The organism is Clostridium sp. CM039, assembly GCF_055081075.1.
Genome location: NZ_CM143649.1, coordinates 819,067 through 831,060, shown reverse-complemented (window position 1 = coordinate 831,060; position 11,994 = coordinate 819,067). Strand labels below are relative to the sequence as shown.

Annotated in this window: 12 protein-coding genes; all 12 read right to left on the bottom strand. The window is 32.1% G+C overall.

Translation table 11 applies throughout. The annotated features are described in order from the left end of the window. Nucleotides 1-25: 25 nt before the first annotated feature. The 12 genes from ACWJJ2_RS03915 to ACWJJ2_RS03860 all read right to left on the bottom strand — a co-directional run bounded on the left by ACWJJ2_RS03915 (nucleotide 26) and on the right by ACWJJ2_RS03860 (nucleotide 11,978). Entirely contained in the window at nucleotides 26-490 is a 465-nt protein-coding gene (locus tag ACWJJ2_RS03915) for a zf-HC2 domain-containing protein (RefSeq protein ID WP_216304059.1), read from the bottom strand. Between the two features lie 2 nt (nucleotides 491-492). After that, nucleotides 493-1,056 (bottom strand): RNA polymerase sigma factor, encoded by a 564-nt coding sequence (locus ACWJJ2_RS03910; RefSeq protein ID WP_165412985.1) that lies wholly within the window; start codon nucleotides 1,054-1,056, stop codon nucleotides 493-495. Nucleotides 1,057-1,514: 458 nt separating this feature from the next. Beyond that, nucleotides 1,515-2,030: an ABC transporter permease gene (locus ACWJJ2_RS03905; RefSeq protein ID WP_462953862.1), complete on the bottom strand. Its 516-nt coding sequence runs from the start codon at nucleotides 2,028-2,030 to the stop codon at nucleotides 1,515-1,517. A 70-nt stretch (nucleotides 2,031-2,100) separates the two neighbouring features. Then, nucleotides 2,101-3,390 carry an ABC transporter permease gene (locus ACWJJ2_RS03900; protein ID WP_462953861.1) on the bottom strand — a complete coding sequence of 430 codons (1,290 nt, stop codon included), beginning with the start codon at nucleotides 3,388-3,390 and terminating at the stop codon, nucleotides 2,101-2,103. Then, nucleotides 3,383-4,252, bottom strand: coding sequence for an ABC transporter ATP-binding protein (locus ACWJJ2_RS03895; protein ID WP_462953860.1), 870 nt, complete (start codon nucleotides 4,250-4,252; stop codon nucleotides 3,383-3,385). Before ACWJJ2_RS03895 ends, ACWJJ2_RS03900 begins: the two co-directional genes overlap by 8 nt. 12 nt (nucleotides 4,253-4,264) lie before the next feature. Next, nucleotides 4,265-4,654, bottom strand: a complete 390-nt coding sequence (locus tag ACWJJ2_RS03890; RefSeq protein ID WP_462953859.1) for an RNA polymerase sigma factor — start codon at nucleotides 4,652-4,654, stop codon at nucleotides 4,265-4,267. Between the two features lie 196 nt (nucleotides 4,655-4,850). Beyond that, nucleotides 4,851-7,466, bottom strand: coding sequence for an ABC transporter permease (locus tag ACWJJ2_RS03885; RefSeq protein ID WP_462953858.1), 2,616 nt, complete (start codon nucleotides 7,464-7,466; stop codon nucleotides 4,851-4,853). Further along, on the bottom strand, nucleotides 7,463-8,146 hold the full coding sequence (locus ACWJJ2_RS03880) for an ABC transporter ATP-binding protein (protein ID WP_462953857.1): 684 nt from the start codon (nucleotides 8,144-8,146) through the stop codon (nucleotides 7,463-7,465). Before ACWJJ2_RS03880 ends, ACWJJ2_RS03885 begins: the two co-directional genes overlap by 4 nt. Nucleotides 8,147-8,229: 83 nt before the next feature. Next, nucleotides 8,230-9,261, bottom strand: a complete 1,032-nt coding sequence (locus ACWJJ2_RS03875) for a sensor histidine kinase (protein ID WP_268064138.1) — start codon at nucleotides 9,259-9,261, stop codon at nucleotides 8,230-8,232. Further along, nucleotides 9,233-9,910, bottom strand: a complete 678-nt coding sequence (locus tag ACWJJ2_RS03870; protein ID WP_216304066.1) for a response regulator transcription factor — start codon at nucleotides 9,908-9,910, stop codon at nucleotides 9,233-9,235. The genes ACWJJ2_RS03875 and ACWJJ2_RS03870 overlap by 29 nt, the downstream gene beginning before the upstream one ends. A gap of 228 nt (nucleotides 9,911-10,138) precedes the next feature. After that, nucleotides 10,139-10,738, bottom strand: a complete 600-nt coding sequence (locus ACWJJ2_RS03865) for a hypothetical protein (protein ID WP_462953856.1) — start codon at nucleotides 10,736-10,738, stop codon at nucleotides 10,139-10,141. 112 nt (nucleotides 10,739-10,850) lie between these two features. Next, complete coding sequence (locus tag ACWJJ2_RS03860) at nucleotides 10,851-11,978, bottom strand: preprotein translocase subunit SecA (RefSeq protein WP_462953854.1); 1,128 nt, start codon at nucleotides 11,976-11,978, stop codon at nucleotides 10,851-10,853. Between the last annotated feature and the right edge of the window lie 16 nt (nucleotides 11,979-11,994).

The following is an 11,994-nucleotide window of genomic DNA, read 5'->3' as shown; positions in this document are numbered from 1 at the left end:
TTGCACCTCCTTTTCCTTTAGCAGTCTAACCTACTTTTAATTTTAATTTTTTTACTATACTCATTTCATTTATCTTGTTTTTAATCATATGTTTTACAGGCGTTTTAATATAGTTAAAAGTAGCATCAATTCTATTACTTATGAAATTATTATATGGATTATTTTTATATGCTTCGCTTGATTCTGTTATAACGTTATGTATGCCCTTGTATGTCACAATAATATTGTGAACCTTCATCCTAATGCTAATATTGTCCATTTCCGATATGCAGTTTTCTGCAACAAGTTGTGAAATTATGCTTAGTTTATCAGGAAATTCAATATGACTTAGCTCATCTTTAATATTTTCATTAATAATAGTTATTAGCTTTAGGTCTTTTTGACAGTCAGTACAGTATTTTATGTGCTCTTCAATGAATATTTTCTCCAATGGTTCAATTGTCTTATCATCAAAAGCATATAACAGTTCCTTATCAAATTTACAGCACATAATTACGCCTCCATCTCACTTTCTAGTTGTTTCTTTAATATCGCTTTAGCCCTATACAAGTCCGTTTTAATTGTTCCAAGTGGTTTATTTAACAATTCTGAAATTTCCAAGTAACTCAGATCATCAAAATATCTTAATGCAATTACCATTCTATAATTATCAGATAAGTTCTTAAGTCCAGCCTCAATAATCTTTTTAAACTCCTTTTTCTCAACTTCCTCTTCTAAATTGTAGTCAGAAACAATAGTATCTTCTAAACAAAGTTTATTAGCATATTCATAATTTAATGAAATGACGTTGGTTTTAATATTTCTTTTAAAGTTAATACAAGTATTTACTGAAATCCTTCGTAACCAGGGGCGAAAAGGCATTGTCTCATCAAAACTTGATATATTTTTAAAAATCTTTATATAAATTTCTTGTACAATATCAAGAGAATCCTGTTCATTTTGAGTGTAACTATAGCAAATGCTATACAAATACCGCTCGTAAATCTTAAAAAGTTCCATAAAGGAGGATTTGTCATAGTTTTTGCATCTCGATATTAATTTTTTTTCAATCTCCACAACATCCCCTCCGGCTTCTACCTTAAATCATCTCCTGCGGAGCTGCAACATCTCCGCAGGAGATGCATTAACGACTTCAGAAGGAGATTTATACTCCACTTATAGAAGTGGGAGACTTTCCTTCTGAAATGTCCTTAAACGTTAAAATAATTCTCTCTATTATATACACATAATTAATGAATAAAGTTTCAAATATATATTATTTTTATTTATATCAAAAATTAAAAGGTGTTCATAATAAATTTGTATCAATTTATTATGAACACCTTTTTTATGTCACTTAATTATTAAGGTATAATACCAAATCCAATAATAATTAATATAGAGCATATAAATAAAACTATATTCCCTCCAAATCCTACTTTAGATAAGATTCTAATAACTTTATTTTCTGGAGGTTTTTGAGGAGTTAATGCATCCTGCTCCTAATGTCCAATAAACAAATAATAGAAACAAATTCAAATGTTGGCGACACCCCTGCTATTCTTAACCCAATAAACAAATAATGATGAAATTATTAGAACTATTGCTGCTACAAGCAGATAATATTTTTCTTTAAAGCTATTATTTATTAAAGAAAATATACAAAAGTTCTTTGTGTATTTACCCTTTGTCATGATATCAAAGACAAAATAAACTATTGGTATCATATACCCTATGCTTACATTTTCAGTAAGGGAAGCAACAAATAACCCTAATCCACCTAGAAATAATGCAGATACAAATGTTCCCATTATTAACCTTCCTGAAGTAAAGGTTCCACCAAGATAAATCAATATATTAACAAATAATGCTATTAGTGATACTAGTAAAATTACTGATATTAGTATTCTTATTATATAAACCAATATAGGAGAAATAGCCTTTGCGTTTATTGTCTCTTTTATATTTCCATCTTCCTCCGGTGTAAAGATTGGCACTAGAATTACTACTCCAATCATTACAATAAATTGCTCACATATTCTTGCAGCCATTGGAAAATCCAAGTTGGTAATGCTAAAGATTATGGGAGCTACAATTAATAATACAATTGAGAATAATATATTATTTCGAAAAGCTATTCTTAAATTTACCTTTGAAATTTGTAAAACATTTCGAATACTTATCATAAAAATCAATCCTTCCTATTCTCTTTAGATTTAATATATAAATAGATGCAACCACAAAAATTGCCGATAATGAAATAAAGAACATTCTATTTAAAAATATATTATTTATAATAGAAACAAATTCATCTCTCTCCTTTATTGTATTGAATCTTATCATTAATTGACTTAAATCATAACTTCCAATTAATACGTCTTTAGATATAGAGGAGTACCACCAAATCATCTGAACTGGAATAGCTATTGCTGTCTCTGTAAGAAGGGTTAAAAACATCCCTACCGCAGTTACTGCCATAAGCGTTGGCATAAGCCACCCTATTGAATATTTAAAAAACGCAAAATAATCTACCGTTAAATTAAGTTTTCTACTAAAACTTGCGGCCTGAAACGTTGAGACGATTGCAAGTAAAAAAATTGGAATCATCATCATTATAACTAAGGCACTATATCTCGACAGGATTAACTTAGTAGAGCTTACTCTTCTACTATAAATGACTTGTTTCATATTGCTTTTTATATCTTTCATAAAAAAATATATTATAACAAACACTGGGAATAAACCCATTACGATTCCCATATAATCGCAAAATATCCTTGCAAACCCATTTGTAATCTTATCCTTTTCTATTAGATTTTTATAAGTTTTCATTGCTTCCTCATATGTTATTGGTTTAAAGCCAAACCTTCTTAAATTTTCTTTTGAATAATTGGATTGCTCTCCTATTATATTATTAGCTTCCTCCATTAATACTTTAAAACTAGCATAGTCTTTTGAGCTGCTACTGAAATGTATTTCACTCCATTTTTCAGTTTTATGCAATTTGTCTAACTCACTTAGAGATTTTCCTGTTGTTTTATATAAAATCTCTTCTATCTTTTTCGTGTCTTCCTTATTTAATTTAACATTTTTGACCAAGCCATGTGGATAAGCCATGTATGTTCCTTGCATATGCTCCCCATACATCATTAATGTTGAGTTAGACATAACTTGTTCTGGTATTTCTTCGTGGGTAGATCCATAAGGATACCCATCATTCTCTTTATTGTACTTTTCAACGTCTTGAACATAAGAAGGCTTTATCAATGCACTTCCTAGATACTGTGGATCATTTCCTTTTATTTCTGAAAAGTATTGGGTACTATAAAATACTATGGCGATACAAATAAAAACTATATAAATTAAGCTCTTACCTAATTGCTTACATTCCTTTGAAAATAGATTAAACATTATCTATCCCTCCAATCATAAGCATGTACGAATCTTCAATATTGGGTTTACAGATTTGGGAATTATCGCTTGGAGGAACATCTGAGATAACCCTAATGGAGATAGTGTCCCCTAACATAATCATACCTGTTATAATATATTTTTGTTTTATTCTTTCTAATTCATCGGGGTTAACGTTCATAGAAAAAACTTTTCCTTCTGCTTTGCTTTTTAATTCCTGAACAGTTCCTTTAAATATAAGGCTCCCATTGTCTAATATTCCAATGTTTTTGCAGGTAGCTTCAATATCTCCGATTATATGTGTTGAAAGAATAACTATCTTATCCTTTGCTAGTTCACAAAGAAGGTTTCTAAATCGAATTCTCTCCTTTGGATCTAACCCGGCAGTTGGCTCATCAACTATTAAGACTTTTGGATTATGCAAAATCGCTTGAGCTATTCCAAGTCTTCTTTTCATTCCGCCAGATAGAGCCCTAACCTTTACTTTTTTACAATCTAACAAGTTAACCTTTTCTAAAAGTTCTGGAATTACTCTTTTCCTCTCACTTGAGGGAACTTCTGATAAAACTCCTAAATAATCCATAGCTTCATAAACGGATAGATTTGGATAAACTGAGAAGTCCTGAGGAAGATATCCAATAAGTTTTCTTAATTCTTTAGTTTTTAAAATATCTATTCCACAAATGCTGATTTCGCCACTACTTTTATTAAGCAGAGTTGCTAGTATTCTCATCAAAGTAGTTTTGCCTGCGCCATTTCTTCCAAGCAGTCCAAACATCCCCTGATCTATTGTTAAATTAACATCCTTTAAGGCACTCATACCACTAAATTTTTTTGATAAATTATTTATATTAATTTGCATGATTCCTACCTCCTAATTAATTACTTGTGTAAAATTCATTGATTTAGATTCATAATTCATTGACGATAAAAGAGCAATAAATGATAAAATGGCGATTATAGATATATCAATATAAACAAATAAAGAGAGAACTGAAATTCCTATAAACATTAGAATTAAAGCGAAATAGATAAAACACTGTCTTTTCTTAATTTCCTTATCTCTTATTAAAATTCTTTCTATTTCCAATTGTTCATTTTCAACTATTTCAACCTTCTGCCACATTACGCTTAGAAATTCTTCATCTTTTACATATTTCTGTGCAAACCTTAAAGCCTTTAATCTGTGCCTAATAACAATCTCCTCAAAAGCTTTTTTATTACCACTTTTGACTAGATCCATTATTATATTATCATCAATCAAATCATCACCTCTTTGCGAAAAAACCATAGCCTAACTATTTTATTATACTTCTTACACGTATAAGTTCATAAAAAGTTACACTATAAGAGAAATTTCCATGTGAGTTAAATTATCACCTGCGGTGCTGCAATATTAAAAAGCTAGCCAGGAGATGCTAACCTCCAAACTAGCTTTTTAGAAAAACATTAATGTTACATTATATATTTTCTATTTTTAGTGCATCAATAATATTCTCTTTTTTAATCTTTGAAGTTGCATATATCATCGTTGAACGGACAATTGCAAATACAGCAATTATAGTCACAATAACACTACCCCATGGAACAGCAAATTGAATATCGAATGAGTCCCTCAAAACCCTGTAAATCAAATACATCATTCCAAAACTAATAGGAAGCCCATAGATCAAGCTCTTAATTCCATAAAACCAGCTTTCGTAATTAATCATTTTATTGAAACTCTTTGGTGTCATTCCAACGGATTTAAGCATTGCAAATTCCCGTCTACGTAGGGATATGCTAGTTGATATGGTATTTAAAATATTAGCTACGCAAATAGAGGTAATAATTGCTATAAAGCTATAGAAAAATACATAGATAAAGGTCATTTGTTGCCTGGCTTGTTTATTTTGCATTGTAAAATCAGTAATAGTTACACTTGCAATTGAGGTCTTATTTTCATATTCCTTAATACTTTCCACAAGCTTTGTAGGATTAGAACTTTTAATAAGCATATCAACCTGGCTAATCTCAGATATTTTTGGCAGCTTCCCTTGTATACTAGCATACACATCCTTTGATACTATGATCATAGGTTCTTCTATATTAGTTAACTTGGTTTCACCAATAGGCGTCTTATCTGCAAGGGCTGCTATTTCTAATAAAACACTATATTCATTAGGCTTATTACCTACAGTATACGTAAATTTCAATTTTTCTCCTGGCTTAATATTAAATCGGTTCATACGTAGGTATTTATTATCCGCTTTGATAGACACAGTGTTAATGAGTATGCCAGATGGATTTACAATATCTTTTAAACTAGTAAGATCAGTTCCCGTTTCTTTAGCGTATCTTTTAAGTGCGGCCTCATCAATAGATTTTATCGTAAAATGTGTTTTATAATTTTTAGCCTTTTCATCTTTATTATTTGGTGAAATCCTTGCTTTAATTTCATCAGGAATTAAACTGCTTTTAACATCTACTACAGCATTAGTCATAGTTTCTTCAATAATACTTTCATCCACATATTTCATTTTTGTTATGGCATTATAAAAATACTTTTTCTCTTGTAATGTAGCAGAGGATGTTACAAAAACATTAACATCATAAGGCATATTATTAACTTTACTTTCTGCTGATTTTTGAAACAGCAAGGATAGGGATGAAACTGATAAAAATAGGACAATACTAATAACTAAGGAAAATATGGTAGTTTTATATCTGCGACTATTGCGCTTTAAGTTTTTAAGCCCAAGCTCTGCTTCAAATCCAAATATAAATCTTGTCTGTTTAGATGTTTTCACAACTCTACTGGTGAGCTTGATGTCTCGTGATTGACACAGCGCATCAATAGGCGATATCTTAGATGCACTCTTTGCGGGAATGTAAGCTGATATTAAAATAGTAATAATAGAAAGTAATATAGCCACTAGTATTGCACCTGGAGATATTACAAGCTTTAGTTTAACAACTATTCCGAAGCCTTCTATTAGCGGTTGCACAAGCTTAAAAGTTATACCCATTGCTACTGTCCCCAAAAATACACCTATAGGAATACCGATAACCCCAACAACAAAACCTTCAAAAAATACAGATTTACTCTTTTGCTTTTTTGTTGCGCCTACACTTGCAAGCATCCCTAAATAACGGCTACGTTCCGAAATTGAAATTGCGAAGGAATTATATATAAGCGCTACGGAACCTATAATTATAATAACCATCATTATACTTGCAAGAATATATAGAGTTAAGAGTAAATGATCATTAATAATTCCATAGTACCTTAAAAGGCTACTATTGTAGATTTTATTATCGCTAGGAATTCCTATTCTTTCTGAAAGCTTATTTGCTTGTGTATTTACTTTTTTGCTCACATTTTTCCAAACTACTGATATATCAACAGTGTCAGTAGGCGCAAGCTCCGTTTTATCAAGATAGGATATCACTGTATAGCCAGGTGACCAGTAGAGTTCGAAGTTGGGTCTACTTATAATTCCTGTTATAGTATATTCTTTTTTATATTCCTCAATAAGTTTTTCACCTTTTTTATCTTTGCCTTGCTTTTGGAAGCTATAAATCTGTCCAAGGGCTACCTTATTTCCATCTTCATAACGCTTTCCGACATCTAATTTAAGCACGTCGCCAACCTTATATGCCACGCCACCATTTTCTGAAATCTGAGAAGATATAACTATTTCATTTGATTTTTTAGGGAGACGACCCTTAACTAAATCTAAATTAAAGCTTTCCATGCCCTGCTTATCATATTCTTCTATAAAAAGATAGGGTTTACTCTTATTTTTAGAACCTTCAAGCTTTGAATATCCTATATTCCTGCTTAAAGCTGCATTTGCCGTATTTTTATCATTCATCACTTCATTAATGTTTTCACTACGTAAATTGTTATAGCGTACATGCCAATTTCCTGTATCCTCTATGGTATTTTTCTTCATCATACTAAGGAAAGACATCACGGAGGTAGGTATGGCTGTTATCATAGAAACTGATAATATAACACCAATAATTGTAACAATAGTACGCTTTTTATTTAATTTCATGTGACGAAGGGTCAAAGAATTTATGATATTCATCTTCGAATCACCTCATCCTTCGCGATATGGCCATCTTCAATTGAAATTATTCGGTCTGCCTGCAAAGCAATGCGTTCATCATGAGTGATTATTATTAAGGTCTGATGGTATTTTTTATTTGACAGCTTTAGAAGTTCTATTATTTCTCCACTGTTTTTGCTATCAAGGTTTCCTGTAGGCTCATCTGCAAGTACGAGCGCTGGGTTATTAATCAATGCCCTTCCTATTGATACACGTTGCTGTTGACCACCTGAAAGCTGATTAGGCAGATGATTTAATCTATCTACAAGGCCCAGCGTGTTAATTATCTCATCTAGTTGCCCATTTTTTATCTTTTGACCATCCAGTAATAGCGGTAGGGTAATATTTTCTTCCACATTCAAAACTGGTATTAAATTATAAAATTGATAGATAAGACCTATTTGCCTACGTCTAAATATGGCAAGCTTTGTTTCATCCATTTCGTAAATGTCAGCATTCTCTACAAAGACCTTTCCACTTGTTGGCGTATCAACGCCACCTAATATATGTAAAAGTGTTGATTTGCCCGACCCCGATGGTCCAATAATTGCAACAAACTCCCCTTTATTGACTGAAAACGACACATTATCTAGAGCCTTTACAGATGATTCACCCCTACCATATATTTTAGACAGATTTTCTACTCTTAATATCTCCATTGCTGCTCACTCCTCTGTTAGTTTGTAACCTTAGTATATCTGTCTAATATGACTTTACAGTGACTATTTGTGTGACGATTTTGTCACACAACACTTTTATAAATCTTTATAATAAATTTTGTACCTTTGTTTTTCTCACTGGTAACTTCAATTGTACCACCTTGTTTCTGCAAAATGATTTTTGACATGGCGAGTCCAATACCTATACTGTCGTTGGGAGCATTGATGCCCTTATAAAAGCGATCGAATATATGTGGTAAATCCTCCTTATGGATCCCCTCACCATTATCAAATATTTTCATCATTGTATATATTGGAGTTTCGCAAAAATCAACACCTATATTTCCACCACAAGGTGTATGCTCAACACAATTTTTTATTATATTTGAAGCAGCCTCTGAGGACCAATTAAAATCGCCAATAAACTCAGTATGCTCATCACCGCTAATTTCAAGGGTTTGATCTTTAAGTTCCATAGGAATTAGCAGATGATGCGTAGCCCTACTGATAAGCTCCCGTACATTTACATTCTCTTTTTTTAACTCAATTGTACCTGCATCAATCTTAGATAACTTTAGTAGTGACGCAACAAGCCACTTAAGTCTTTCAAGTTGTGACCGAATATTTTGGGTGAATTCTTGGCGTTTATCCTGGGGTAGACTTTTGTCACATATAAGGTCTGTCATAACAAACATTGAAGTTATTGGAGTTTTAAGTTGATGGGAAATATCAGAAATTGAATCCGAAAGAAAAAGTTTATCTTTCTTTAATAGTTCAGCCTGTTCATATAAAGTCACAGTTACTTTGTATATTTCATTTTTAAGTATACTAAGCTCGCCTTCATCATTATCTCTAATATCAAGGGAATAATCTCCACTTGTAATTATCCTTAGATACTCAGATAATTGGTCTAATTGATTATATCTCCATCTGGTAAAAATGAAAGATATAACAATTATTAAAAGCAAAACTAAAAGTGCTATAATTCCTGCAATTATATTAACGAAAAAACAGGCAACTGATCCTATTAGTGAAATTGAAACCAAAAGAGTTATATATATCTTTATTTCTTTATTTCGTAGAATATTAATCACCTCCCTTATATCCAATTCCACGAACTGTTTTTATAATTGTTGGATTTTTGCTGTCATCCTCAATTTTTTCACGCAAACGTTTAATATATACCGTTAAAGTATTGTCATTCACAAAATCCCCTGCAAAATCCCATAGACCTTCTAAAAGTTGATTGCGATCAATAACTTGCCTCTGATTATTTGCAAAGATTAGAAGTAGTCGGTATTCAAGAGATGTTAATGTAACTTCATTCGCTTCTTTATACACTTTTGCCTGTGTAGTGTCTATCTTTATACCGCTAAACTCAATGATTGTTTTTGTAATTTCTGTTTTATCATATCTGCGAAGTACAGATTTAATTCGAGATAGAAGCTCTCTTATACGAAATGGCTTTGTTATATAGTCATCTGCCCCCATATCAAGCCCCATAACTACATTAACTTCATCATCTATTGCCGTTAGAAATATTACTGGTATATCTTCCTTTGCCTTAATTATTTTACAAATATCGTAGCCGCTTCCATCTGGAAGAGATAAATCAAGTATTGCCAAGTTAAAGCTATTTTTATGCAGCATAGTTTTTGCTGACTCCACATTCAAGCAGTGGGTAACAAAATACCCCTCCTGAGTCAGTGAGTAGCAAAGCCCTGATGCAATTATTCTATCATCCTCAACAAATAGTATTTTCATTGTGTAAATCTCCTTTGTATACCTAGTAAGTATTATCTTTCTTCTATTTTATCACATTATCTATCTCATAATTTAAATAAAAACGATAGTTTGATGTTAAAATGAATAACCCTACGTAAAGGTATTCCTTTGCGTAGGGTTAAAAACTTATAAAATGTATTCATAAAGTATAACAAAACATTTTAACAAATTAGATATTCGTGTTCTTTATGTCAACAGACGTTTATTTTAATATCCATGATGGAACATTCTTCTCCGTCTTCTTCTCCTTCGTCCAAGTAAATCTCTGATAAACAGTATTCTGGTTAAATCTTGAATCGGACCTCTTCTGCCTTGACGGCGTGTGTCTCTCATATCCTCATCATCATTATCATCGTCATCCCTATAATGTTTTTCACACTTTTCAGATACTTCTTTACACATATGCTCCATTTCATCCTTACTAGGGCAATACATTGGGCCATACTTGGATTCCATCATATCACAATGTTTTTTTACCATGGGATATATCATTCTATAGATTTTAGGATACATGCTTTTTAAATCTTCATCAGCTTCATCATGCATTGCCATATTCATCATAGGCATACTCATCATGGCCATATTCATCATGGCCATATTCATCATGGGCATGCTCATCATGGGCATGTTCATCATAGGCATGTTCATCATAGGCATATTCTCCATAGGCATATTGGCCATAGGCATATTGGCCATTGGCATATTGGCCATTGGCATATTGGCCATTGGGATTTTCGTCATAGGCATATTGGCCATAGGAATTTTTTGTCCAACATTTTCACAGTCTTTATAACGGTAGTCGTACATAAGTACCTCCAAAATAATATTCACCATTTATATTATTCTGCTTTCGCTGTTTTGTTACAAATACCTATTTCCAGTGATTCCTTTAAGCCTTATTATATTGTTTAACACTATTTTAAATTCTATTTTTAAGAATTTTTCTATAAATCAAAGTTCCAAATCGAATTGGTAAGGCAAGAAACATTCCTATGGATGCAATTGCGTTACCAATAAATAATGAAGAAAGTGGATCCATTAGTGAATTGTCATTAACAAGATAAGTCCAAGTTGAAGAGGGTGGGTTTATCCGCTGTTTTAAGTTAATGAGTCCCTGCGTTGATAAATCTAACGTTTCAAAATCTTGTAAAATTCTCGTTTGTATCTCTTGCTGCATCGTCTGAAATATGCCAGCTGTTTCTATTTGAAATGCTTGCAACGGATCTTTAAGCCTTAGTATACTTAACTTTACTCCCTCTTTAAGATATTCTACATGAGCGAGGTAATCAGCCCAAACTTCATCGATATTATATAGTGCTACTTGTTTTTCAAGTTCCTTTACGATGTCTTCACTAAAGAAGTTAATTAATTTTGTAAATAGCTGTGGATTTTCCAGGCTTAATATATTAAAAGGTAAAATATCATATACTATTTCCATTCTCCTTTGGTGAACAACAAGTCGCTGATTTTCTATGATAAAGGAATACTGCCATAATTCTCTACGTAAATCAGAATCCTGGCCCTGGATAATCCTCTGAACGTGTTCTATTTTACTTGCTATCTTAGTATTAATCAACGGTTCTTCTTGCATAGAAGGTCTAATTTCCACGGGCACTATTTCATTGATACCATATCTTTTAATGAGGTCATCTTCAAGGCTTATAAAGAATTTTGACATGCCAATATCACCTTGACGGCCAGTTCTTCCTTTAAGCTGCTTATCAATGCGTTTACTCTCATACCTATTAGTACCTATAACATATAATCCTCCAAGGGAAACTATCTTATCTTTATTAGCTCCATCTAGGCCCCCAAGTTTTATATCAGCACCCCTGCCAGCCATATTAGTTGAAACAGTAACTGCATAAAGAGTACCTGCTTGTTCAATGATATGTGCTTCAAGTTCATCATTTTTTGCGTTTAAAATTTTATATTTAACGCCTAGCTTATTTAATTCTTCAGCCAAATATTCTGATTCTGCTACACTACAAGTGCCGATTAAAATAGGCTGTCCTGTGTCATGTACTCTTTTGATTTCCGAGCTCAAAGCTTTGTATTTGGCT